14 protein-coding genes, 3 rRNA genes and 1 pseudogene are annotated in these 25,834 nt (G+C 69.3%); 5 read left to right on the forward strand and 13 right to left on the reverse strand.

What is annotated here, in order from left to right; all coding sequences use genetic code 11:
• Positions 1-14 precede the first annotated feature (14 nt).
• Positions 15-638: a DUF6230 family protein gene (locus MicB006_RS10075; RefSeq protein ID WP_073829309.1), complete on the reverse strand. Its 624-nt coding sequence runs from the start codon at positions 636-638 to the stop codon at positions 15-17.
• Positions 639-1,055: 417 nt separating this feature from the next.
• Here MicB006_RS10075 and MicB006_RS10080 point away from each other — a divergent pair, with 417 nt between their 5' ends.
• Entirely contained in the window at positions 1,056-1,790 is a 735-nt protein-coding gene (locus tag MicB006_RS10080; protein WP_116505461.1) for a class I SAM-dependent methyltransferase, read from the forward strand.
• Positions 1,791-1,875: 85 nt separating this feature from the next.
• Here the strand turns inward: MicB006_RS10080 and MicB006_RS10085 are convergent, their stop codons facing one another.
• A complete protein-coding gene (locus tag MicB006_RS10085) occupies positions 1,876-2,916 on the reverse strand; it encodes a DUF3068 domain-containing protein (RefSeq protein ID WP_116505463.1) in 1,041 nt (346 codons plus the stop codon).
• Positions 2,917-3,051: 135 nt separating this feature from the next.
• Between MicB006_RS10085 and MicB006_RS32745 the strand changes: the two genes are divergently transcribed.
• Positions 3,052-4,518, forward strand: a complete 1,467-nt coding sequence (locus MicB006_RS32745) for an acyltransferase (RefSeq protein WP_225980798.1) — start codon at positions 3,052-3,054, stop codon at positions 4,516-4,518.
• 2,040 nt (positions 4,519-6,558) lie between these two features.
• On the opposite strand, the pseudogene MicB006_RS32750 reads toward MicB006_RS32745, so the two are convergent.
• From MicB006_RS32750 to MicB006_RS10110, 5 genes and pseudogenes are all read right to left on the reverse strand, one after another.
• A pseudogene (locus MicB006_RS32750) lies at positions 6,559-8,619 on the reverse strand (alpha-(1->3)-arabinofuranosyltransferase family protein); the annotation flags it as partial.
• Complete coding sequence (locus MicB006_RS10100) at positions 8,613-10,061, reverse strand: glycosyltransferase family 4 protein (RefSeq protein ID WP_225980689.1); 1,449 nt, start codon at positions 10,059-10,061, stop codon at positions 8,613-8,615. The pseudogene MicB006_RS32750 and the gene MicB006_RS10100, both read right to left, overlap by 7 nt.
• Positions 10,058-10,882 carry a glycosyltransferase gene (locus MicB006_RS10105; protein ID WP_116505466.1) on the reverse strand — a complete coding sequence of 275 codons (825 nt, stop codon included), beginning with the start codon at positions 10,880-10,882 and terminating at the stop codon, positions 10,058-10,060. Before MicB006_RS10105 ends, MicB006_RS10100 begins: the two co-directional genes overlap by 4 nt.
• Before the next feature lie 9 nt (positions 10,883-10,891).
• On the reverse strand, positions 10,892-11,053 hold the full coding sequence (locus MicB006_RS31810) for a hypothetical protein (protein ID WP_157539048.1): 162 nt from the start codon (positions 11,051-11,053) through the stop codon (positions 10,892-10,894).
• A 41-nt stretch (positions 11,054-11,094) separates the two neighbouring features.
• Entirely contained in the window at positions 11,095-12,834 is a 1,740-nt protein-coding gene (locus tag MicB006_RS10110) for a hypothetical protein (RefSeq protein ID WP_152037832.1), read from the reverse strand.
• 169 nt (positions 12,835-13,003) lie between these two features.
• On the opposite strand from MicB006_RS10110, the gene MicB006_RS10115 reads away from it, so the two are divergent.
• The gene (locus tag MicB006_RS10115; RefSeq protein ID WP_116505470.1) at positions 13,004-14,272 is read left to right on the forward strand and encodes a polysaccharide biosynthesis protein; all 1,269 of its coding nucleotides are present in this window, start codon (positions 13,004-13,006) and stop codon (positions 14,270-14,272) included.
• Here the strand turns inward: MicB006_RS10115 and nudC are convergent.
• Positions 14,169-15,068, reverse strand: a complete 900-nt coding sequence (nudC, locus tag MicB006_RS10120; RefSeq protein ID WP_116505473.1) for an NAD(+) diphosphatase — start codon at positions 15,066-15,068, stop codon at positions 14,169-14,171. The genes MicB006_RS10115 and nudC overlap by 104 nt on opposite strands.
• Before the next feature lie 186 nt (positions 15,069-15,254).
• Here nudC and MicB006_RS10125 point away from each other — a divergent pair, with 186 nt between their 5' ends.
• Complete coding sequence (locus MicB006_RS10125) at positions 15,255-17,072, forward strand: VanW family protein (protein ID WP_192900280.1); 1,818 nt, start codon at positions 15,255-15,257, stop codon at positions 17,070-17,072.
• A gap of 57 nt (positions 17,073-17,129) precedes the next feature.
• Here MicB006_RS10125 and MicB006_RS10130 read toward each other — a convergent pair whose 3' ends face one another.
• The 5 genes from MicB006_RS10130 to MicB006_RS10150 form a co-directional block, all read right to left on the reverse strand.
• Positions 17,130-17,756 (reverse strand): NADPH-dependent F420 reductase, encoded by a 627-nt coding sequence (locus MicB006_RS10130; protein ID WP_116505478.1) that lies wholly within the window; start codon positions 17,754-17,756, stop codon positions 17,130-17,132.
• A gap of 1,252 nt (positions 17,757-19,008) precedes the next feature.
• Positions 19,009-19,125, reverse strand: a 5S ribosomal RNA gene (gene rrf / locus MicB006_RS10135).
• Positions 19,126-19,201: 76 nt separating this feature from the next.
• Positions 19,202-22,310, reverse strand: a 23S ribosomal RNA gene (locus MicB006_RS10140).
• A gap of 379 nt (positions 22,311-22,689) precedes the next feature.
• Positions 22,690-24,204 (reverse strand): 16S ribosomal RNA (locus MicB006_RS10145).
• The 16S, 23S and 5S rRNA genes sit together here, the layout of an rRNA operon.
• Before the next feature lie 697 nt (positions 24,205-24,901).
• Positions 24,902-25,183, reverse strand: coding sequence for an SCO4848 family membrane protein (locus MicB006_RS10150; RefSeq protein WP_116505480.1), 282 nt, complete (start codon positions 25,181-25,183; stop codon positions 24,902-24,904).
• 287 nt (positions 25,184-25,470) lie between these two features.
• Here MicB006_RS10150 and MicB006_RS32755 point away from each other — a divergent pair, with 287 nt between their 5' ends.
• The gene (locus MicB006_RS32755; RefSeq protein ID WP_370013439.1) at positions 25,471-25,752 is read left to right on the forward strand and encodes a PRC-barrel domain-containing protein; all 282 of its coding nucleotides are present in this window, start codon (positions 25,471-25,473) and stop codon (positions 25,750-25,752) included.
• Positions 25,753-25,834 lie beyond the last annotated feature (82 nt).

The raw sequence follows: 25,834 nt of genomic DNA on the forward strand, positions 1-25,834 counted from the left end.
GGGCCGTGCTCAGCTCAGAAGCACTCCTTGCCCTTGGCGTCGTCGCCCACGTTGACCTTGAGCCGCAGCCCGACCAGGTTGAACGTCGAGGACGTGGTGTAGCGGGACACCTGCTTCAGGTCGCGGATGGTGACCCGGTCGGAGTTCTGGCCGAACGAGCCCTGCTGGGCCGTCGGGTTCAGGTCGCTGGCGTCGCGGCCGATCTGGATGTTGGTGAACGTCGCGTTGCCTTCGAGCGAGTCCATCGCGATCACCAGGTCCTTGGCGCGGGCCGGGTCCTTGCCCTCGCCGGCGTTGATGGTGAGCACCACCGGCAGGCCGGGCAGGTCGGCGCGGACGGACTGGCAGAGGTTGTACAGATCGGCGCTGCTGATCTCGGCCATCGCGACCGGGCGGGTCGCGCCGGCCTTGCCGTTCTCGCCCTTCTCGCGGACGATGCCGCCGTACTGCTTGAAGCCCTCGCCCTCCAGGCGGTCCGCGCCGATCTTGAAGGTCTGCCCGGACACGGTGATGTCGGAGGCGATGGCGCCGGTCGACATGCCGAACAGGATGGCACCGGCGGCGGCCGTGGTGGGCACGATCATGGCGGCGAACCGCCGCCACCGGGTCCGCCCCTGGTTGTCGAGCCGATTCTGCACGGGTTCCTCCTCGAGCGAATGTGCGCGGCGGCCGGTTTGTCGGACCGGCGGCCCGCGCCGGGCCCCGCCCTCTGTTACCGACGGGTAACGATCGAGCCTGATCGTGCACCCGATGCGGCGCAGCTCACAACCCCCTCGTGTACCCGGCGGTAACACGAGTGGGCTACGAAGGCGGCTCGCCATCACCAGGCGTCGACCGTCCGGAGTGAGGAAAGGCCGTGAAAATGGGCAAAAGCACCGCCATCGAGCACCCGATCAACCCACAGTGATGAAATATCGAGGGATTACAATCGAGTAACAAATGTACAGTGCGTCGAGCGCGATGGGCCGTTCGGGGCAGTGTCGTCGGCCGAACATCCGAGCCCGAGACTGACCGGGTCGATCCAGCCGGACCTCCGGATGTCCTAGGGTTTCGGCGTGAATCTCGACGACGTACGGCGCGACTGGACCAAGCTGGGCGCCGAAGATCCGCTGTGGGCCGTCCTCGTCCAGCCGGGTAAGCGCGGCGGACAGTGGGACGTCGAGGAGTTCCTGGCCACCGGCCGCGCCGACGTCGAGGAGACGACCGGATGGCTGAGCCGGCTCGGCCTGCCCGCCCGATGGGAACGCGCGCTGGACTTCGGATGCGGGGCCGGTCGGCTGTCGCAGGCGCTCGCGCCGCACGCCGACGAGGTCGTCGCCGTCGACATCGCCCCGTCGATGCTGGAGACCGCCCGGCGCCTGGACCGCAGCGCCGGGAACATCCGCTTCGTCCTCAACGACGCGCCGGATCTCAGCCAGTTCCCCGACGGCCACTTCGACCTGGTCTACAGCGCGCTCGTCTTGCAACACCTGCCGCGCCCGGCGATCGACAGCTACCTCGCCGAGTTCCTGCGCGTCCTGCGGCCCGGCGGCGTCGCCGTCGTGGGCCTGCCGACCGAGCCGGCCCGTACGGCCAAGGGCGTCATCTGGAAGCTCGCACCGTTCCGCCTGATCAGCTGGGCGCAGCGCCGGCTGCTCAACTACCCGGCGCCGATGAAGATGACAGCGGTGCCGGACGCCGACATGGCGCGGCTGGTGGCCGCGAACGGCGGGGAGATCGTCGGGCAGCGGCCCGACCTGCCGTACACCGAGGACTGGGTCTGCACCCGGTACGCGGTGCGGCGCCTCTGACCCACCACCTGTCGCGGACACGAGCAGGCCGGCCGACCCTGGTGGGTCGGCCGGCCTGCTCGTGTGGTGGTGCGAGGATCGGTGGTCAGGACTCCGCGCGGTCCGCGGCGTGACGTCCGCCGGCGGGCACGGTCGGGTCGTCGACCGGCTCCCCCAACCGCTGCGACGGCACGTCGTCCACCGGTCCGTCGCCGGCGTCCACCGGCGTCGCGTCGGGCCGGCGGCGAGCAGCGCGGACGATGATGAACAGGCCGAGCAGGAGCAGGAGCAGACCCACGAGGCCGAGGACGATCGGCAGCACCGTGGTCAGCAGGTTGATCTGCTGACGCGCGTCCTTGGCCGCCTTCGCCTGCTGCTCCTGGGTGTCCTCGGTGAAGACGAGCGTGGCGTCGATGATCTTGATCTTGTCCGCGCCGGTCTCGTCACGCAGGGTCTGGAGCTGCTTCTCCTGCCCCTTGACGATGACGCCGCTGTCCGGCTCCACCCAGAGGGTGCGGGTGTTGGCGTAGAAGCGGCCGGCGGTCACGGTGGGCTGGGCCGATCCGACCAGGTTGCCCGGCACGTCGATCTCGCTGATCTTGATCGGTTCGGCCGTCATCTCGAACTTGTAGACGGTCAGCCCCTGCAGCTTCTCAGTGCCCACGTACTCGGCGGGGTACGCCTTCCGAGCGGTGTTGTCGAAGTACTGGTACGTCTTCTTCTCCGTACCGAACGGGAAGGTGTAGGTGAGCCCCTCATGCTTGAAGGGCGCGCCGTTGACCGCCTCGGCACAGCAGGCGACCGACTCCGCGGTACGCCGGTCGAGGGCGACCCGGTCCGTACTGACCGTGATCTCCTTGCCGGCTTCGTCGATCACCCGGACACCGACGTTGAAGACCGTCCGGTCGGCGTTGCCGGCGTCGACGTCGCCCCGCACAGCGCGGTGGGCGGTCAGGTTGACGCCGCTGCGCTCGGCCAGCGTGCTGAAGTCAAGAACGGTCGCGTTCTTCGCCTCTGAAACCGTTACCGAACTCTGGTCAAGGGGCACCTTGACCAGAGCGGGCGCGACGGCCAGCGGCGTCGCCACGGCCCCGACGATCAGGAACGCGCCTGCCGCCACCAAGATGGCACCCGACGTGGGTCGCATGAAACTCCTCCCCTTGTAAAGACTCGACTAGTCGGCTGACAGTACATGACGAGGCCGATTTCGGATATGGTCCGATGCGGCCTCCCGAGACGTACTGACTCCGGGGGTACGCAGCCCACCGGGCTGCGAGATCAAATGGATGTTGAGGGAACTGTGAGCCGACCCGACAGACCGGACTCGATCAACGGACAGGTCAGCCTGTCCGCACCTAATACCGGCCGTTCGGATGGCTGGCTGCCCGCTTTGGAAGGACTGCGGGCCGTGGCGGTGATCGGCGTGGTCGTCCACCATGTCGCCTTTCTCAGCGGACTGACCAACTCCTTCGCTCACCTGGCAAGTGTGCTGGCCAGGCTGGATGTGGGGGTGGCGATCTTCTTTGCGCTGTCCGGTTTCCTCCTCTATCGGCCATTCGCAGTCGCTGCCATTAACGGACGATCAGGTCCGCCCGTTCGGCGATACCTCTGGCACCGTGCGCTGCGCATTCTGCCCGGGTACTGGGTAATGGCGGTCGTCGCACTGGCATGGCTCAACATCGACTACCTGAAGTCCGTCTGGGACTGGGCCATCCCCCTTCTTCTGGCACAGATTTATGAGCCATTGCGACTTCCGGTCGGCATGGAGCAGACCTGGAGCCTGGCTACGGAGGCGACTTTCTATCTTGCGCTGCCACTGATAGCGGTGTTCGGCCGCCGAATGGGCGGTCGTACCCCGCTCGGGCGAGCCCGGCGCCAACTCGCGCTCGGAGCCGTACTCGTCCTTGCCGGCCTCATCTGGAATGCGTACGCACACGGTCCCGACGCGCCTCTACCGGGACTAGCGGTGCTCTGGCTGCCCGCCTTTCTCGACTGGTTCGGCATCGGCATCATGCTGGCCGTGCTCGCCTCGTGGCCCGCCGGCACGACCTCGACCCCGTTCCTCACCGGACTGACCGGTGACGGGTCTGGGCGGCGCGACGAGGACCTGTGGTCCGCCACGCCGCGCGGCCTGCGCGTGTTCACCTTCGCCCCGGGAACGTCCTGGCTCATCGCCGGCGCGCTGCTCTGGATCGCGAGCACGCCCATCGCCGGCCCGCGCGGGGTCGAGCCCGCCAAGCCGGTCGAGTCGATCACCGAGCACGTGCTGTTCCTGCTCGTCGCCTGGTGCCTGATCGCCCCCCTCGTCGGGCCGGGGTCGGGCGGGGTGCCCCGCGCTCTCCTCGGCCACCGGGCGGTCATGTTCCTCGGCCGGATCTCCTACGGCATCTTCCTCTGGCACCTCCTCGCGCTCGAGGCCTGCTTCCGCCTGCTCGGATTCACCCGGATGAACAGCTCGTTCTGGGTGCTCCTCGCGGTCACCCTGGCCCTCACCGTCCCGGTCGCGACCGCCAGCTACTACCTCATCGAACGGCCCGCTCGACGGCTGCGGCGGCTCGGTGACCGCCGCCGGCCCGTGGCCGTCGAGCCCGACCTCCCGGTCCTGGTCGCGACGCCGGCGCCAGCGCTGCAGGGCGCCGGCCCGGTCGGCCTCGGAGGGGGCCTCGTACCGGCCGCGGACCCGGCGGAAACGAAGCACGAGAGCGGCGACCGCGACGAGGAGCAGCCCGCTCGGCAGCAGGACCAGTAGCTCCGCCACCCGTTCCGCGCCGACCCGGGGCAGCCACAGACGCTCGGTGCCGTAGACCATGAGACCCAGCGCGGCCGGCACCCAGATCCAGGCCGGGCCGGGCGTGCGGCGCCGGTGCAGCGCCACCACCACGGCGGCGCAGCCGAGCCCGAGCGGACCCCCGAGCAGCGCCGGCACCGCCACCGCGAGCAGCGGCGCGGTCGGCATCGACGTCGGCACCACGGGGTACGCGGGCCGATGGCGACGCGCGGGAATCAGCGCCCCGACCATCAGCAGCACCAACAGGCCCCCGGCGACGAACAGGACGACCCTGTAGTGCTCGCCGGGCGTGAAGACGAGTTCGACGCGGGCGGCCGGACCGGCCGGCACGAACCATCCCTGCTTCCAACCGTCCAGGCGGGCCGCGATCAGCTCCTGCCCGTCGAGTGTCGCCCGCCAACCAGAGTTGGCGTTCTCCGGAACCATCAGGTAGCTGCCGCCACCCGCGCCGAGATCGAGCGACCGGCGCTGGTCGTCCCAGTCGACCACTGTCAGCGCCCGGCGCGGTGACGCGGCGACGGCAGGACGTTCCGCCGGCTCACCACTGAGGATCACGCTGTCCACGACGAACCGGTCAGCCGGGGCGGAGACCTCGTTGCTACCCGCCCGCAGCCTGACCTGCTCCGCGCCCGCCTTCGCGGCGGCCCGGCCGGACGACGCGGCGGGAGGACAGGCGCGGTAGCGCAGGGGCCGCAGATCGCGCAGTTCACGCAGCGTGCCGGTGGCCGTCGTCGGCACCTTCACCCCGTTGACGACGATGGTGGGCCCCGCACCGCACGGGAGCGTCACCTGACGGTCGAGGCCGCGCGGCTGGTTCAGTTCCGGCACGCCCTGCACGTCCACGCCGCTGAGACCGACCGGCAGCGACTGCGGCTCGAACAGCGCCGTCGACCGGCTGACCCTCGGCACCGTCGAGGTCACGGCCACGGTGAGCCCACGGGTACGCAGAGCCGGGAAGCGGGCGACGCCGTCCAGGTCGACAGCCACCTCCCGGATGCCGTCGTCACCGGTGATCCGGACCGTCCGGGGCGGTGCCGCGACGAGGTTCTCGGGGAACCGCAGCCGCACCCAGCTCACCTTGCGCACCGTGCCCCAGCGCATCTTCACCGTGGGTTGCGGATCGCTCGGGTCCGCCCACCACGCCGTGCCGTCGTCCCCGTCCCCCAGCGACCGCGACGAGGCGACCGGGTCGGTGAACCACGAACTCGACGTCGTGAACGTCTCGCCGCCCGTCATCTCGTCGTACGTCGCGAGCGCGGTGGCGGGCGTGGCCCGGGCCAGGCCGGTGAGCTGGGTGGTGATCGCGGCCGGCAGGTCGAAGCGCCGGGGCACCAGCCCGGTCTCCTCGCCCTGCCGGATCAGATCGGGAGCGCACAGGTAGTGGTCACCGGAGACCACGCAGGCGGACCGATCGGTGGCCTTGCGGGCCAGCGCGACGACCTCGGGCGCGACGGCGTCGGCGGGCACCTTCGGCAGGCGCAGGTAACGCTCGGGCTTCACCCCGGCGACACGCAGTTCCCGGATGCCCGCCCGGCGGCCCGGAACGTCGGCGTCCGCGACACTCTCGACGGTCACGCGCAGCCAACTGCTCCGGCCGGCGGGCAGCGGCAGCCGCGTCGTCGACCGGCCCGCGTCGGTCACCGGGTGCACCTGCGAACCACCCTCGGTGCTGACCCGTACGGAGGTGACCGGCGCGCCGATCACCTCGTCGCCCACGACCTGCACCTCCACCGAGCCGGCCTCGATCGCGTCGGTGAACCGCAGCTCGACCCACTGGCCCACCGGTTTGCGCGCGCCGTCGGACAACCATGAGGTGCCGGTGTCGCCGTCCACCGCGGCGAAGGGCGTGGCCGACGGGTCGCGCAGCCCGGCCGGGCCGGTGACGTCCGCCGCGCTGGAGGACGCCCGGACGTCGGCCACCCCGGCGTACGCCGACGAGGTGATCGACGACCGCCACGCCGGGTCGAGGATGTCGTGTTCCAGGCGCTCCAACTGGGTCGGGTCCTGCTCGGTCAGGGTCCGCGAGGTGTTGCCCCGGACGAGACCGAAGTCGACCTCCCGGTCCCGGAGGCTGTCGGCGAGCACCGTGCCCCCGTCACTGACCAGCGGGGGATCGCCGTCGAGGATCACCGGCCGGCTGCCCAGCACCCCGGCGTCGCTGAGGTCCAGCAAAGTCTCCGGCGCGCCGACCAGGTTGAGCGGCAGCGCGGCGTCGGTCAGCGTGGCCCGGGGCGTCGGCCGGTCCACCTCGTAGATCTCCACCGCCGGGTACGGCTCGTGCAGTCCGTAGTCCCACGCCCCGGCCAGGTCGGGCTTCACCCCGACATCTGGACCGAACGCGGCGACCCGGAACAGGCCCGGAGCGCTGTCCAGCGTGCGGTGCACGAGGACCGGCCGGGCGATGCCGCCGACCGGCTGGCGGAGATCGTTGCGGACGAGCAGGTAGCGCACGCCGAGCCGGCTGAGCACGTCGGCCAGTCCGGGCGAGGCGGTGCCCGAGGCGAGCCGCTCGTCGATCGCGGAAAGCAACCGGGAGTTGCCCGCCGACCCGCCCGGTACCAGCGCCCGCACCGCCCACGGCGAGTCCAGCAGGGGCTGCACCGGCTCGTCCAGCGGACGCCCCCAGTTGTACTCGGCGAAGTTGGAGCCGGGGACCAGCAGGGTCGTGCCCGTGCCGGCGTGCCGGTCGAGCCACCCGGTCGCCTGCCGCCAGTGCTCGGGCAGCGCGTGGAAGCCGCCGCCCGGCGCGAGTCCCGCCATCCCCGCGCCGCTGGTCACCGCCACGAGGGCGGCGGCGGTCGCGCCCAGCGCCACCCGCCGGGGCGCCATGTTCGTGGGGCGCGTGAAGCGCCGGATGAGGGCGATCCGGCCGACGGTGTCCAGCATGTGCGCGGCGGCCAGCGCCAGCGGCAGGCGGAGCACGACGTCGAACTTGTGCAGGTTGCGGAGGGCGGCGAGCGGACCGTCGAGAAGCTCACGCACCGGCGACGCGAACGCGGCGCCCCCGGTCGACAGGTTTCCCGCGGTCAGCGCCAGCAGGCCGACCAGGGAGCCGACGAGCAGGAACCGCCGTTCCGGCAGGTCCCGGCGGGCCAGCCCGGCCAGGCCGACGCAGGCGATCAGGCCGGTGAGCACGACCATCCACGGCGTCGTGACCAGGGCCCATCCCGAGCGCCACCACGGCACGCCGTCGACGGCCAGGTAACCCACCCAGTGGGTGCTGCCGCGTACCGCCGACGGGAGCGACGTCACGCTGGTCGTGACCGCCGCGCTCTCGGTGTACGGGAGGAACGGGAACCCGTAGCGTTGCAGCAACAGCAGCGGCACCAGCCACCAGAAGGTGGCCGCGACCATCGCCGCCGTCCACCAGGCCAGCAGGCGGATCCGCCGCCGGCCGGCCGCCCGGGTCACCACGTAGAGGAACGCCGGCAGCACGGCGCACGCGACCGCGGCGCCGTTCGCGCCGCCCATGCAGACCACCGCGAGCCCGCTGAGCGCCGCGGCCCGCCGCAACGAGCCGCCGGCGGCCCCCTTGACCAGGGGCAGCAGGACCCACGGGGCGACGCAGTACGGCAGCAGTTCCAGCGAGACCGTGCCGACCAGGGACAGCGCCCGGGGGGAGAGCGCGAAGATCGCGCCGGCCACCAGACGCGATCCCGGACCACCCAGGTCGAGCGCGCGGGCCAGCCGCACCATGCCGGTGAGCGCGACGCAGAGCAGCGTCGCCATCCAGAGCCGCTGCACCAGCCAGGCCGGCAGGCCCACCGCCTCACCGAGCAGGAAGAACGGGCCCATCGGGAAGAAGTAGCCGACCGCCTGGTTCTGGAGCGTGCCGAACTGCCAGTCCCCGGTCCACAGGTGGGCCGCGCGGGCGAGGAAGCCGCCCGGGTCCAGGGCCATGTCCAGCTTCGTCTCGGGCACGATGAGCCCGGGCTCCTGGGTGACGCAGAGACCGATCAGCGCGAGACAGACCAGCAGCTCGCGCAGGCGCCACACCGCCAGGGACACCGTGGCGCTCGGAATTCCGGGGGTACGGCGAGCGGTCGACCAGGCGGTCAGCACTGCCGTACCGGAACGCCGGTGAGCAGTTCGTCCGCTCCGGCGTTCCGCTCGTCGATGTCGTCCGCTCCGGCTCCCGCTCGGAGCAGCGCCTGCCGTACGGCGGCCGGCTCGGCGGCCGGCACCACGATCAGCAGATCCTGTCCGTCGATCGCGACGTGCCGCGTACGCGGCAGCAGCGGCGCCACCCGCGCCAGGAGGCTCTCCGGCTGGTCGGTCCGGACCACCACCGACGTGTTGCCGGCGGCCCAGGGCACCGGACGCGGCGTCAGCAGATCCCCGAGGACCGCGCGCACCCGCCGGCCGGTGTCGGTCCAGCGGAACGAGCCGCTCCACCGCCGGCACTCCGCGGCCGTCCGGTCCCGCTCGCCGGGCGTCGCCAGACAGTCCAGCGCGCGGTCGAGGCCGGCGGCCAGGTTCTGTGCCGGATCCTCGCCCTCGTCGACCAGCCATCCGGTGCGGCCCGGCCGGACCGCGTCGCGCAGCCCGTCCACGTCGAAGGCGACAGTGGGCAGCCCGGCGGCGGCCGCCTCCACCACCACGAGACCCCAGCCCTCACCCCACGAGGCGGAGACGTGCAGCCAGGCCGCGGCCAGCAGCGCGTCCCGCTCGGCGGCGGGCAGGTGCCCGTGGACGGTGACCATGTCGTTCAGGCCACGCTCGTCGACCAGCCGGCGGACGCTCTCCACGTCCGGCCCACCACCGACGATGTCCAGACGCAGGTCGGGCCGTTCCGCCCGGAGCCGGGCCACGGCGTCGATCACCAGGTCCACCCGCTTGTGCCGGGTCACCCGGCCGACGCAGACGACACGTGGCCGGTCGGCACGGGCCACGCCCGCGACGGCCGGCGGGGACGCGTCCGCGCCGTTGGGCACCACCACCACCGGGCCGGTCCAGCGCAGCCGCTCCCGGATCGCCACGGCCGTCGAGGGGGAGACCGCGAGCGTCACCGCCCGGCGGTAGACCCGCCGCGCGACCGGTCCCTCCAGCCACGCGCCGAAGCGACCGACGACCGGGCCGAAGTACAGCCGGAACTGCCGGTCGTGCACGTGGTGGATCACGCAGATCACCGGCACGGCCGCCGGCAGGACCGCCGGACTGAAGAACGGGATGCCGTTCTGGCAGTCCACCACCGCGTCGAACTGCCGGCGGTGGCGCGCCAGCCAGCCCAGCACCCGGGGGTAGATGGTCCACCGGCCGCCGACCCGGACGATCCGGATGCCCTCGCGGACCTCGTCACCGGGCTGCCCCTTCGGGCGCGCGGTGACGAAGGTGACCTCCGCGCCGGCGGTCACCAGGTCGCGGGCGACCTGCCACGCGTAGACCTCGGCGCCCCCGGCATCGGGATGCCAGGGGTCCTTCCAGTTGAGCACCACGACCCGGCGGCCCACCACCGTGTCGTCGGTGGTGGGTGCCGCGTCGGTGGAGGGTGTTCCGACACTCACGGCCGCATTCCAACGGCGGCCGTGCCGCCGGTGACGTCCGGCGTGACCGGAAGGGTGACGAGCGGCATCACCGGGGTGACGTCCGCACTGCGGAGCCGCCAGTTGATCTTCGCGACGTCCACGAAGCTCTGCCAGCCGTGCCGCACCGGTGAGAAACGCGAGCCGGGCACGTCCACCCAGCTGACCGGAATCTCCACCAGGCGGGCGCCGGCCCGCTCGGCGCGGCCCAGCACCTCGACGTCGAACGCGAACCCACCGCACCGCAGCGGCGCGAAGACCCGTCGGGCGACGTCGTTGCGGAAGAACTTGAACCCGCACTGCGTCTCGCTGACGCCCCGCACCACCTGCCGGACGGCGCCTCGGAACGCCACCGCGCCCCAGCGTCGCAGCACGCTGTGCCGCTCCTCGACGACCGACTCGGGGTGGGCCCGCGACCCGACCACCGCGTCCGCGCCGTCGTACAGGAGATTGAGCACCTGAGCGAGGGCCGCCGGCGCGGTGGCCAGGTCGGCGTCGCAGAACCCGACGTAACGGGCGTCGCTGGCCAGCACACCCCGACGCACCGCGAAACCCTTGCCCGGTTCGCCGCACCACAGCAGGCGGACCGGAACCGGGCCGGGCGGCGCGTTCACCACCACGGCACTGGTCCCGTCGTCGCTGGCGTTGTCCACCACGGTGACCCGGCAGGGCACATCGAGTTCGGCCAACGCAGCCCGGAGCAGGACCAGTGTGTCGGGCAGCCTGAGTGCCTCGTTGTACGCGGGCACCACGACGTCGAGTACGACCAGATCTGACGAGACGTCAGGAGGGGGGACCTCCATGCCGCACCGTCAGCGCTCGCCGTACACGATGATGGGCTGCTCCACGCTCGCTGGCTTGCTGTTGCTGTTGCCGAGGGTGGACGCCCCGATGGAGACGGCCAGAATTCCCAGCACGGCACCCACCGCCGCGGCGACGACCGCGGTCAGGAGGGGATTGAAGGATGCCTTCATCGATGATCCCTTCGGAGAAAGGTACCGAAGAGTAACATGCGTCACTGGCGCTTGACCCGGTGCGAAAGGGCGATCACCAGGGTGGCCCCCAGTACCGAATACCCCATCAGGGGAATTATGCCGATGCGGCTGGACGAGCCGGAGAAATCGGAATCCGGTAGACGCAACAGCGTCAATGCCCCGTCCCGGCGGACCAGCTCGGCGCTCACGAAACGGTCCTCCACCTGCGCGGCGTCCGGCTGGTCCGTCTGCACGAGCACATACCGCACCCCGAGCCCGCGCAGGGCCGGCCCCGGGTCGCCCGGCACCGCCAACGCCGCCGCCACCCGGTCCGCCTCCCGGCTCTCCCCACGGATCCGCTCCCGGCCGACCAGCACGTCCTGGTCCCCGACCACCGGCCGCCGGAACGCCCGCGAGGCCGGATCGAGCACGGGCACGTTCCCCGCCCACCGATAGGCCCGGAACGACGACCAGGGCAGCGACACCAGGCTGCCCCCGGCCGGATCCCGGTTCACCTCGGCGCGCACCGCCGACCACTCCGCCGGGTACCGCACGGTGTCGAGCTGACCACCGAGCCCCCACGCCAGACCCGGCATGAGCAGCACCGGAGCGACCACCAGAAGCGGAGCCAGCGCCCGCGCCCCGGCCGCCATGAGCGACTCCACAAGCATCCCGAGCCCCACCGCCTGCACCAGCGCCAGCGGGGCGAGCAGCCGGGTGCCGTCCCGGACCGCGCCGGCCAGCGGAACGTGCTCGACCAGCGCGACCATCCACTGCGCGCCCAGCGACCACGCCGGCGCCACGGCGACCACGGTGCCCAGGACCGCGCCCGCGAGCAGACCCCACCAGGCCGCCGACGGCCAGCGACGCCGGGTCAGCACGTACCCCCACAGCGCCGCGCCGGCCAGCGCCAGCGCCAGCAGGGCGACCGCCCACTGGTCCCGGCCGACCGGCACGGCATGCCGGCTCCAGACGCCGCCGAGAGTGGCGACGCTGCCGAGCACGCCGAGCGGCGTGTCCGCGCGAACCGCGAAGGCGGCAACACCCCGCTCGTCGAGGTCGACAGCGCCGCCACGGCTCACCAGCGCGAGCCACCACGGCGCGGTCAGGCCGGCCAACGTGGCCGCCCCCGCCACCAGCGCGCGCCACCGGCGCGCCAGAGCCAATGCCGGGGCACAGGCGGACACCGCCGCCAGCACCATCGCCGGGCCACCCAGCACCACCGCGAGCCCTCCGGCCACTGCGGCACGCCGCCCCGGACCGGTGCCCTCGGGTGGCGGCCGGAGCACCCCCAGCACCCAGGCGAACGCCCACGGCAACGCCGCGTACCCCGCCAGCACCGCCCACTGCCCGAGGTGCAGCCGCCCGTACACCCAGGGGTTCCAGACGTACGCGAGCCCGGCGGCGACCCGCGCCAGCGGGTGACCGACGGGCGCCAGCCGCGCCGCGCCCACCGCGGCCAGGGCGAGACAGCCGGCCAGGAGCGCCTTCTGGGCCACGTCGGCGGGGACGATCTGCGACAGCCCGACCGCGAGCAGCTCGCTGGGCACCGCACGCGGCAGCTCGGAGCCGCTGCCCCAGACCACCGCGCCGAACGGCGGATCCGGCACGAACACCAGGTCGTACCGGAGGACGAAGCCACGGCGCAGCACCGGGCCGAGGATCGCGACGACCACGCCGACACCGAGCGCCGTCTCCGGCCACCAGCGGCGAAGCACGGCGGCGGCCCACGACAGCGCCGGACCGAACCTCGGTGACGCTCGACGCACACGGACCCCCATGAACCTGGACGGAAGCAGGCCCGACGTCGCACCCGGGGCTCCGGACAGCACTCTAGGCACAGGGGAAGTGCGGACGGTAGCTTGCCTCACGACGTCGACGAACGAGTCGCGACGACGACGCGAGGTCCGGGGCGTACCGTTCCCACCGGCGACACCGACATGAGGCGCGATGACAGAGACCACGGCGGGGCCCGGCGCGAGCCGCCTGGGGACAGCCGGCGCGGCCGTCGCGGGCGCCGCGATGGTGACGAACGGGCTCGCCTACCTGCTGCCCATGCTCGGCGCCCGCTACCTGCCGGTCGAGGAGCTGAGCGTCCTGGCCACGACGCTGGCCCTCGTCGCGATCGCCGGGGTCGCCGGCGTGGGACTGCAGATGGCGGTCGCTGTGCACCGGGCCCGCCACCCCGGCGCGCCGACGCACCGGGTCAGCCTCGTCACCACGGCGGTCGCCGGTGGCGCCGTTGTCGTGACCGCGCCGCTGGTGATGACCGCCCTACGGCTGTCGTCGACGGTCGTGGCGCTGGTCGCCGGCACCACTGTCGCTGTCGTCCTGGCCGCCCGGTGGCTCGGCGAGTTGCAGGGCGAGCAGCGCTTCGTCCGCCTCGCCTGGGCGATGGGGGTGGTGGCGCTCGGGCGGTACGGCGGCATGATCGTCGCACTGGTCCTCGGCGCCGACGTCGTGGTCACCCTGCTCGCCGGCATGCTGACCGCCTGGCTGGTGCTGCCCGTGCTGGCCTGGATCGCCCGGCCCGACCGGCCCGGCGGGGACGACGCCGTCGCCTCCATGCGGATCCGGCAGGTGGCAAGCGCCGGCACCGCCGCGCTGGCGATGCTCGCGGTGTCGTACGCCGACCTGATCTTCGCCCGCCAGCTGCTCTCGCCCGCCGACTCCGGGGCGTACGCGGTCGGCACCGTGCTCACCAAGGGCGCGCTCTGGGCGCCCCAGGTGATCGTGGTGCTGGCGCTGCCCCGGCTCGCCGTGGGCGACAACCGGGTCCGTACCGTCGTGCTCGCCATCGTCGCCGCCTGCGGCGTCGTGCTCGTCGCCGCCTCGGCCCTGGCCGGCGGGTTCGCGTTCCGGCTGGTGGGCGGCGAGGACTACACGTCCCTCGGGCGGTACGCCCCGTTCTTCGCCGCGACCGGCGCGCTCTACGCGCTGATCTTCGCGGCCGTCAACGCGAAGATCGCTGCCGGCGCGCGCTGGCCCTCCGCGCCGCTCTGGGTCGCCGCGGCCGTCCTGGCCGTGCTGACCACCACCGTCGCGCCACGGACGTTCCAGGGCATCATGTGGTGCGCGCTCGCCACCGCCGCGGGAACCGCGCTGGTGATGGTGTTCAGGCCTCCGCGAGCCAGTCGCCCAGCAGCTGGTGATCGATCGAGTCCACCCGGCCCAGCGGCCGCCCTGCCGCGACCCGCGCCCGCAGCTCCGCCCGGCTGAACCAGCGCGCCTCCAGCAGCTCCACCCCGTCGACCCGGACCTCCTCGGACACGGCGACGGCCCGGAAACCCGCCATCAGCCCGGCGGGAAACGGCCACGCCTGCGACCCCTGGTAGACCACGTCGGTGACGGTGACGCCCGCCTCCTCGGCCAACTCCCGCCGGACCGCGTCCTCCAGGCTCTCGCCCACCTCGACGAAGCCGGCCAGCGTCGAGAAGGCCCCCTCAGCCGCGCCCGCGTGCCGGGCCAGCAGGCACCGCCCAGCCCGGCCGGGCGCCTCGACCAGCACGATCACGGCCGGCTCGATCCGGGGGAACCACAGCCGCCCGCACTCACCGCCGCCACAGGTCCGCAGGTGCCCGCCGCCGCCGGCCACGGCCCGGGCGCCGCACGCGCCGCAGTACCCCTGCTGCCGGTGCCAGAGCAGCAACCCCCGGGCGTACGCCTGCACGGCCGCCCCGGCCGGGTCGAGCCGGCCCACGAGCGCCCTGACGTCGACAGCCCGCGTCGCGGCGGCCAGCTCGACTGCCGCCCGCTCGCCGAGCGCGGAGAGGTCGGCCGCGAACACCGCGACGTCGCCGTCGAGCCCCAGGAACACGGTCTCCTCGGCGGCCGACCGGACGCGGGAAGCGTGCTCGCCGGTGAGCCGGACCGGACCGGCCGCGTCGACCAGGCAGCGGTCCCGCCACAGCGGCAGCACCACGCTCACCGGATCGGTCAGCCGCCCGGCCAGCCACTCCGCGTCACCGCGCAGCGCCGCCGCCCGGTCGAGCCATCCACCGCCGTACGCCAGCACCCGCTCACCGTGCCACGATCCACACCCGGGTGCGGCCCCGAATCGGGTGATCGGCACGACACCGCCGAACGCCCGACACGACCGCCGGACCGGAGACTCCCGGCGCGCCCGAGCGTTGGTTACCGTAGGTGTCTCCCGCGGGGGAAGCGGTCCCCGCGCGTACTTCCGATCGAGGTTGCAGTGACGATGTACGGCGAGAAGGTGCCGGCTGCCGACGACCGGCCCACCATCAAGGTGGCGGCGGTGAGCTGGCCCGGCGTCGAGATGGAGCCGGTCGCCACACCGCCCGGAGGCGAGCCGGGCAGGCCGGGGCGGTCGCGACGGGCCCGGCTGCTGCTGGCCGGGGGGATCGTCGCGGCCGTGCTCGCCGGCGGCGTCGGCCTGGGCGCCTACGCGTACGCCGGTGACGTGCCCCGCGGCACCACTGTGCTCGGCACCGAGCTGGGCGGGCGGAGCCGCGCGGAGGCGGCCCAGGCGCTCCGCGCCGAGCTGGAGCGCCGCGCCGACACGTTGAACTCACCGCTGGCGGTCACCGTCGGTGAGAAGAAGGCCGAGCTGAAGCCGTCCGACGTGGGGCTCGCCATCGACGTGGACGCCACGGTGGCGGCGGCCGCCGAGGCTGACGCGCACGCGGTGAGCCGGCTCGTCGGCTCCCGTACGGTCGAGCCGGTGGTCACCGTCGACCAGCCCAAGCTGGAGGCCGCCCTGCGCAAGGTGATGGGCTCGCAGGGACGCGAGATGACCATGCCGGCGATCATCTGGACCGGCACCACCCCGAAGCCGGTCTACCCGAAGCCGGCGCTGACCGTCGACACCGACGGCGCCACCGCTGTGGTGAAGGCCGGCTGGCTGGCCGCCGAGCCGGTCACCGTGCCGCTCGTCGAGAAGTGGCCCGCCACCACCCGGGAGGAGGTGGACCGCCTCGTCGCCGAGCTGGCCCGGCCCGCGGTCGCCGCGCCGGTGACACTCACCACCGACGGCGGTTCCGTCACCATCCCGCCCACCGCCATCGCCCGGTCGCTGCGCTTCTCCGCCGACGACGCCGGCACACTCACCCCGAAGGTCGACGTCAAGCGGCTCCGCGCCGCGCTCGGCGACCGGCTGACGAAGCTGGAGGTCGAGCCGCAGGACGCCGGGCTGACCATCAGCGGCGGCAAGCCGAAGGTGGTGCCCAGCAAGGCCGGCCGCCAGGTCGACGCCGCCGCGCTCGGCCCGGCCCTGCTCGCGGTACTGCCCAAGTCCGAGGGCCGCACGGTGACCGCCGAACTCAAGCCGGCCGCGCCCGAGCTGACCGAGGCCGAGTTGGCGAAGCTGGGCATCAAGGAACGGGTGTCGAGCTTCACCACCCACTTCACCGGCGGCCTCTCCTCCCCGCGCAGCCAGAACATCGTCCGCGCGGCGAAGGACGTCGACGGCGCGCTCGTGAAGCCGGGTGAGACGTTCTCACTCAACGGGCACACCGGCGAACGCGGCTACGACCAGGGATACAAGGACGCGCCGACGATCGTGAACGGCAAGCTGGTGCCGGGCGTCGGCGGCGGCGTCTCACAGTTCACCACCACGCTGTTCAACGCCACGTACTACGCCGGGCTGGAGGACGTGGAGCACAAGCCGCACTCGTTCTACTTCAGCCGCTACCCGGCCGTGATCGAGTCGACCATCTACTGGCCGCAGCTCGACTTCAAGTTCCGCAACAACACGCCCCACGGCGTGCTCATCGACACCTCGTACACGTCCAGCTCGATCACCGTCTCGATCTGGAGCACCAAGATCTACGACAGCGTCAAGACGGAGTACGGCCCCCGCCGCAACATCACCCAGCCGAAGACCGTCTACCTGACGCCGGGACCGTCCTGCATCCCCGCCGCCGGCGCCATCGGGTTCGCCCAGGACGCGTACCGGGTCATCAAGAAGGACGGCAAGGTCCTCAAGCGGGAGAAGTTCAGCTGGCGCTACGACGCCGAGCCGCGCTTCATCTGCGCCCCGAAACCGGGCGGCAACTGATCCACGAAACGCGAAAAGGCCCCGCCGGACGCATCCGGCGGGGCCTTTCCATGCTTCTCACGGCCGCGCCGCGGCCAACCCTTCGCGTACGCCGTCGGCGTCCCGGTCGGTGCCGTAGACGGGCGTGTCGGGCTGCTGACGCCAGCTCTCGTCCAGGGTGCCCGCATCGACCGGGTCGAAGCCCAGGTCGTCCACGAGGCCCATCACGATCCGCTTGGCGTCCGCGTCGTCGCCGGCCACCGGCAGCGCGATCCGGTCCGCCGTACCCGCCGGCTTGCCCTCGTCCATCAGGTGCGCCGCCTGGATGTTGTTGAAGACCTTCACCACCCGGGCGCCCTTGAGGTGGTCAGCGGTCCAGCGGCTGGAGCTGAGACTCCGATCCAGCAGCTCGGCGATGTCGCCGTCCCGCTGGGGGTAGTAGTTGTTGGCGTCGACCACCAGCTTGCCGTCGAAGAGGCTCGCCGGAAGCTCCGGCACCGCCTTCAGCGGGATCGCGATGACCACCAGCTCGGCGCCCTGCACGGCGTCCTCCACCGACACCGCCCGAGCGCCGGTCTCGGCGGCCAGGTCGGCCAGGCTCTGCGGCCCGCGGGAGTTGGCCACCGCGACGTCGTGGCCGAGTGAACGCAGACGACGGGTGAGGGTGCCCCCGATGTGCCCCGACCCGATGATTCCGATCTCCATGCCCACTCCTGTACCCCGTGCGCACCGCCCCGACCACGGCCCGGACGTACGCCATGTCACGTTTTCGGGCCGCTGACTCGGCGTGCGTCGGCGGTCCCGGCTCGACGGTACGAGACTGACGCGGCCGTCGTGGTGATTCCCGTCGGCCAGCCCCGAATCCGGGGCGGTGTGGGTGGTTGGGCGGCGGCCCGCCCCGCCAGTTCGGGGAGGTGGCTGGGTCCGGGGCACTTCGTTGCCGCCACTTCACCGTAGTGGTGGCCGCCCGGTCCGCCATCTCGGCCCGCCACTTCGGGGAACTGGCGACCGGCCCACCAACTCGGGGAGGTGGCTGGGTCCGGGGCGCTCCGTTGCCACCACCTCGGGGAACTGGTGACCCGTCCGCCAGTTCGGGAAGGTGGCTGGATCCGGGGCAGTCTGTTGCCACCACCTCGGGGAACTGGCGACCCGTCCGCCAGTTCGGGAAGGTGGCTGGATCCGGGGCAGTCTGTTGCCACCACCTCGGGGAACTGGCGACCCGTCCGCCAGTTCGGGAAGGTGGCTGGATCCGGGGCAGTCTGTTGCCACCACCTCGGGGAACTGGCGACCCGTCCGCCAGTTCGGGGAGGTGGGTGCATTCCGGGCACTCCGTTGCCGCCACATCGCCGGAGTGGTGGCCGCCCGGTTCGCCAGCTCGGTGAGGTGGTGGGGGCGAGGGCGCTCCGTTACCGCCGCTTCGGGGGCCTGGCCGCCAGCTCGCCGAAAGGGCTGGGTCGGCAGCACTTCTTTGCCGCCACCTCCCCGATCTGGTGAACGGGCTCGCCAGATCGGGGAGGTGGCTGGATCCCGGGCATTCCATTGCCGCCACCTCGGGGAACTGGTGACCCGCGCGCCAGATCGGGGAGGTGGCTGGGTCCGCGGGTACTTCGGAGCCGCCACCTCGAGGAAGTGGTGGCCCGTCGGCCAGTTCGGGGAGGTGGCGAGGTCCGGGGCACTTCGTTGCCGCCACCTCGGGGAACTGGTGGCCCGTCCGCCAGTTCGGGGAGGTGGCTGGGTCCGGGGCAGCCTGTTGCCGCCACTTCGGGGAAGTGGCTAGGACTGCAGTGCCTCCACCCCGCCAGGCCGGGGTAGCGGCCTGATCCCGCGGTGTCATGCCGCCGAGCCGGTGTGGCGGGCGGTTGACGTTCATCCCTTGGGGTGCGGGCGGGGTTGCCGGCTGTGGGGGAATGCGTTTCAGGGCCACCCCGGTGTGGGGTGGCCCTGAAATCGAATGTTTGTCCGGCGGTGTCCTACTCTCCCACACCCTCCCGAGTGCAGTACCATCGGCGCTGGAGGGCTTAGCTTCCGGGTTCGGAATGTTACCGGGCGTTTCCCCTCCGCCATGACCGCCGTAACTCTATGAACATATCAAACAACCAACCACGGGTTGTTGTGTGTTCAGAGTTGCACAGTGGACGCGTAGCAGCTTAGTAGTCAAGTCCTCGGCCTATTAGTACCGGTCAACTGAACCCGTTACCGGGCTTACATTTCCGGCCTATCAACCCAGTCGTCTAGCTGGGGGCCTTACCCCACAAAGTGGGTGGGATACCTCATCTTGAAGCGAGCTTCCCGCTTAGATGCTTTCAGCGGTTATCCCTTCCGAACGTAGCTAACCAGCCGTGCCCCTGGCGGGACAACTGGCACACCAGAGGTTCGTCCGTCCCGGTCCTCTCGTACTAGGGACAGCCCTTCTCAAGTATCCTACGCGCACGGCGGATAGGGACCGAACTGTCTCACGACGTTCTAAACCCAGCTCGCGTACCGCTTTAATGGGCGAACAGCCCAACCCTTGGGACCTGCTACAGCCCCAGGATGCGACGAGCCGACATCGAGGTGCCAAACCATCCCGTCGATATGGACTCTTGGGGAAGATCAGCCTGTTATCCCCGGGGTACCTTTTATCCGTTGAGCGACACCGCTTCCACATGCCAGTGCCGGATCACTAGTCCCGACTTTCGTCCCTGCTCGACCTGTCAGTCTCACAGTCAAGCTCCCTTGTGCACTTGCACTCAACACCTGATTGCCAACCAGGCTGAGGGAACCTTTGGGCGCCTCCGTTACCCTTTAGGAGGCAACCGCCCCAGTTAAACTACCCACCAGACACTGTCCCTGAACCGGATAACGGTCCGAAGTTAGATACCCAAATCAACCAGAGTGGTATTTCAAGATTGCCTCCACCCATACTGGCGTATGGACTTCACCGGCTCCCACCTATCCTACACAAGCTAATTCAGATACCAATGTCAAGCTATAGTAAAGGTCCCGGGGTCTTTCCGTCCTGCCGCGCGTAACGAGCATCTTTACTCGTAATGCAATTTCGCCGGGCCTGTGGTTGAGACAGTGGGGAAGTCGTTACGCCATTCGTGCAGGTCGGAACTTACCCGACAAGGAATTTCGCTACCTTAGGATGGTTATAGTTACCACCGCCGTTTACTGGCGCTTAAGTTCTCCGCTTCGCCCCGAAGAGCTAACAGGTCCCCTTAACGTTCCAGCACCGGGCAGGCGTCAGTCCATATACATCGAATTACTTCTTCGCATGGACCTGTGTTTTTAGTAAACAGTCGCTTCCCCCTGCTCTCTGCGGCCATACAACGCTCCACCCGCGCGGGGCTTCACGTCTCCGGCCCCCCTTCTCCCTAAGTTACGGGGGCAATTTGCCGAGTTCCTTAACCACAGTTCGCCCGATCGCCTCGGTATTCTCTACCTGACCACCTGTGTCGGTTTGGGGTACGGGCCGCTAAGAACTCGCTAGAGGCTTTTCTCGGCAGCATAGGATCACTGACTTCACCTGAATCGGCTCGGCATCACGTCTCAGCCTCAATGGTGTGCGGATTTGCCTACACACCGGCCTACACGCTTACCCCGGCACAACCACCGGCCGGGCTCAGCTACCTTCCTGCGTCACCCCATCGCTTGACTACTACCCGCCAGGTTCCCACGCTCCCCACCATTGGTCCGAAGACCGCCGGCGGTTCGGGTGGTTAGCACAACGAGGTTCGTCAGGGTCGCTCTTTCGCGGGTACGGGAATATCAACCCGTTGTCCATCGACTACGCCTCTCGGCCTCGCCTTAGGTCCCGACTCACCCAGGGCGGATTAGCCTGGCCCTGGAACCCTTGGTCATCCGGCGGAAGGGTTTCTCACCCTTCTTTCGCTACTCATGCCTGCATTCTCACTCGTGCCGCGTCCACAACTGGGTCACCCCGCTGCTTCACCCCCGGCACGACGCTCCCCTACCCATCCACACACCTGCATACCCCATCAAGGAGGCACGAAGTTAAAATGTGAATGCCACAGCTTCGGCGGTGTGCTTGAGCCCCGCTACATTGTCGGCGCGGAACCACTTGACCAGTGAGCTATTACGCACTCTTTAAAGGGTGGCTGCTTCTAAGCCAACCTCCTGGTTGTCTATGCGACCCCACATCCTTTTCCACTTAGCACACGCTTAGGGGCCTTAGCTGGTGATCTGGGCTGTTTCCCTCTCGACTACGAAGCTTATCCCCCGCAGTCTCACTGCCGCGCTCTCACTTACCGGCATTCGGAGTTTGGCTGATTTCGGTAAGCTTGTGGGCCCCCTAGACCATCCAGTGCTCTACCTCCGGCAAGAAACACGCGACGCTGCACCTAAATGCATTTCGGGGAGAACCAGCTATCACGGAGTTTGATTGGCCTTTCACCCCTAACCACAGGTCATCCCCCAACTTTTCAACGTTGGTGGGTTCGGCCCTCCACGCGGTCTTACCCGCGCTTCAGCCTGCCCATGGCTAGATCACTCCGCTTCGGGTCTAGAGCATGCGACTAAAAACGCCCTATTCAGACTCGCTTTCGCTACGGCTCCCCCACACGGGTTAACCTCGCCACATGCCACTAACTCGCAGGCTCATTCTTCAAAAGGCACGCCGTCACCCCGCAAGGCTCCGACGGATTGTAGGCGAACGGTTTCAGGTACTATTTCACTCCCCTCCCGGGGTACTTTTCACCATTCCCTCACGGTACTTGTCCGCTATCGGTCACCAGGAAGTATTTAGGCTTACCAGGTGGTCCTGGCAGATTCACGGCAGATTTCAGGAGTCCGCCGCTACTCGGGAACACCCACAGAAGACCAGCAGCTTTCACCTACCGGACTATCACCGTCTACGGTCAGCCATTCCAGACTGTTCGACTAACCACTGGCTTTGTAACTTCTCCAACAGATGTCAGTCTGTTGAGCAGGGTCCCACAACCCCGACCACGCAACCCCTGACAGGTATCACACGCAGCCGGTTTAGCCTCAATCCGCTTTCGCTCGCCACTACTCACGGAATCACTATTTGTTTTCTCTTCCTACGGGTACTGAGATGTTTCACTTCCCCGCGTTCCCCCCACACACCCTATGTGTTCAGGTGCGGGTGACATCACATGACTGATGCCGGGTTTCCCCATTCGGACACCCTGGGATCACAGCTTGGTTGACAGCTCCCCCAGGCCTATCGCGGCCTCCCACGTCCTTCATCGGCTCCTGGTGCCAAGGCATCCACCGTTCGCCCTTGACAACTTGACCACAAAGATGCTCGCGTCCACTGTGCAATTCTCAACAAACAACCAACCCACAACCCACAAGCCCCACACCTGCAACCCACCACGTGGTCACGGTTTGCGAGACCAGGCCATGCCTGGCGCCATCCCGAGGCATCACCTCGGACTTCGGCTCTGAAAGTCAACCACCCGGGTTGTTCTTTCAGGACCCAACAGGGTGCTATACGCCATCCACCAGCCGCACCAGAACCCCGTTCCCACCACCCCGAAGAGCAGCTGTACTAGGAAAATTTCTGGCCGTTGCCGGCGCCTGACTTGCCAGTGTCTCCGCCATCTGAGCACCCCGACCCGACATTCGCGGGCCGCGGGCTCCATGCCACCTTTCGGTGGATGGTGCTCCTTAGAAAGGAGGTGATCCAGCCGCACCTTCCGGTACGGCTACCTTGTTACGACTTCGTCCCAATCGCCAGCCCCACCTTCGACGGCTCCCTCCACAAGGGTTGGGCCACCGGCTTCGGGTGTTGCCGACTTTCGTGACGTGACGGGCGGTGTGTACAAGGCCCGGGAACGTATTCACCGCAGCGTTGCTGATCTGCGATTACTAGCGACTCCGACTTCACGGGGTCGAGTTGCAGACCCCGATCCGAACTGAGACCGGCTTTTTGGGATTCGCTCCACCTCACGGTATCGCAGCCCATTGTACCGGCCATTGTAGCATGCGTGAAGCCCTGGACATAAGGGGCATGATGACTTGACGTCATCCCCACCTTCCTCCGAGTTGACCCCGGCAGTCTTCGATGAGTCCCCGCCATAACGCGCTGGCAACATCGAACGAGGGTTGCGCTCGTTGCGGGACTTAACCCAACATCTCACGACACGAGCTGACGACAGCCATGCACCACCTGTGACCGCCCCCGAAGGACCTGCCATCTCTGACAGTTTTGCGGCCATGTCAAACCCAGGTAAGGTTCTTCGCGTTGCATCGAATTAATCCGCATGCTCCGCCGCTTGTGCGGGCCCCCGTCAATTCCTTTGAGTTTTAGCCTTGCGGCCGTACTCCCCAGGCGGGGCGCTTAATGCGTTAGCTGCGGCACAGGGAACCGGAGAGGCCCCCCACACCTAGCGCCCAACGTTTACAGCGTGGACTACCAGGGTATCTAATCCTGTTCGCTCCCCACGCTTTCGCTCCTCAGCGTCAGTATCGGCCCAGAGACCCGCCTTCGCCACCGGTGTTCCTCCTGATATCTGCGCATTTCACCGCTACACCAGGAATTCCAGTCTCCCCTACCGAACTCTAGCCTGCCCGTATCGACTGCAGGCCCGCAGTTGAGCTGCGGGTTTTCACAGTCGACGCGACAAGCCGCCTACGAGCTCTTTACGCCCAATAAATCCGGACAACGCTCGCGCCCTACGTCTTACCGCGGCTGCTGGCACGTAGTTGGCCGGCGCTTCTTCTGCAGGTACCGTCACTTACGCTTCGTCCCTGCTGAAAGAGGTTTACAACCCGAAGGCCGTCATCCCTCACGCGGCGTCGCTGCATCAGGCTTCCGCCCATTGTGCAATATTCCCCACTGCTGCCTCCCGTAGGAGTCTGGGCCGTGTCTCAGTCCCAGTGTGGCCGGTCGCCCTCTCAGGCCGGCTACCCGTCGTCGCCTTGGTAGGCCATCACCCCACCAACAAGCTGATAGGCCGCGAGCCCATCCCAAGCCGAAAAACTTTCCACCAAACACCATGCGGTGCAAGGTCATATTCGGTATTAGCCCCGGTTTCCCGGGGTTATCCCAAAGCCTGGGGCAGGTTGCTCACGTGTTACTCACCCGTTCGCCGCTCGAGTACCCCGAAGGGCCTTTCCGCTCGACTTGCATGTGTTAAGCACGCCGCCAGCGTTCGTCCTGAGCCAGGATCAAACTCTCCAACAAAAACTTGTCGAACAGCATCCTGACAACAAAAGTGTTGCCAAAGGAATCCCAACCAGCCAGACAACAGCCTGACCAGTCCGGGGTATAAAACAATTGGCACTGGCTTTACAAGCACCCTGTTGAGTTCTCAAAGAACAACCACACACCAACCAGAAAGCCCCACACAGTGGAACCCCCGACCGGGGCATCTCGTTCAACTACCCGCCGCTCTCGCGCCGGGCACTTTTACTACGTTACCTCACCGTGTCTGCCGTGTCAAACCGTGTGTCCCGGTCTGTCACGCTTCGTACGGGTCGGCGCCGCTGAACCCACGCAGCAGTTACCCGCTGCGTCTGATCATCGGATTTGGCAGGCCGGCCGCTGCGGTTGCCCGCAAGCTCGCCCGGTTCCCTGCCGGTCGACAACCTTACCCGGTCGGTTTCGCTCCGCCAAATCCGCCCTCCGGCGTTTCGGCAAGCCTCGCCCGGACCAGGTCCTGCGGAGGCGAACCTCGTTAAGACCTGGCGCCAGTCCCGGTTCGGCGCTTCAGGACTTTCGTCCCGTTTGCCCCGTTCCGCGCTGGCAGAGAGAAAGTTACGCGTCCGCAGGTTTGATCGTCAAATCGGGGGGTAGCGGCGCGCGTCACACCCGTCTGCGGCATGCACGATCAAGGAGTTCGCGTCCCGATCCGTGTCCCCACCGGACACAAACTCCTTGATCAACTGCGCGGGGCCGAGGACGGGGAAGGAGAAGGGGAAGGGCGGCGGGCGGCGCGGGAGGCGCGGATGCCCAGAACCCCCACAGTCGTGCCGATCGCCAGGGAGGCGCCGATCAGCAGGGCGTGCACCCAGAGGAAACTCGTCGGACTGCCCTCGCCGACGACGCCGGCAGACCAGGCGCGCTCGTCGTTCCAGATGGCGACCGCGAACCTCGGCCAGATCACCCAGGTCCACACCCCGACGGCGACCAGGAACAGCGACCAACCACGCGACAGGACCATGGTCGGCCAGTATGCCAGCGCACCCGTCCGCGCAGGTCAGGGCTCCAGAGACGGCGGAACGTGTTTCCGTCGTGGCCGCCGGGGCACTGTGCACGGTGTCGAGCCGATGCGCGGGAGGTGCCACCTATGCAGCCGTTCAACCCCTGGGCCTGGCGGGACCCGTCCGCCCTGGCGGGTGGGTACGACCAGACCCGGCCCGGAGACGTACCGCGGCAGCGCGCCGCGGACACCGACGACCAGCTGGACGCCCCGGTCCCGGCACGCCGCTCGACCTCACGGGCTACCGGGTGGAGGCGACTGACGGCCGGATCGGGTCGATCGACGAGGCGAACGAGGACGCCGACGCGCGCTACCTGGTGGTGGACACCGGACCGTGGATCTTCGGCAAGAAGGTGCTGCTGCCGGCCGGCACGGTGGCCCGGGTCGACCACCTGGACCGCGTGGTGCACGTGGACCGCACCCGCGACCAGGTGAAGGAGTCGCCCGCGTTCGACAGCGACCACTTCGCGCACCCGGAGTACCGGGAGCGGGTCGGCAGCTACTACTCCGAGAGCTATCGACAGCAGTAAGCGCGGCAGGAGGCAGCGGCGCCGGCCGGTGAGCGGTTACCGTGTCAGGCATGGTCCGGCCGCGCAGCTGCCTCCCGGAGAC

Origin of the sequence: Micromonospora sp. B006 (assembly GCF_003408515.1) — a bacterium.
GTDB classification, from domain to species: Bacteria; Actinomycetota; Actinomycetes; order Mycobacteriales; family Micromonosporaceae; genus Micromonospora; species Micromonospora echinospora_A.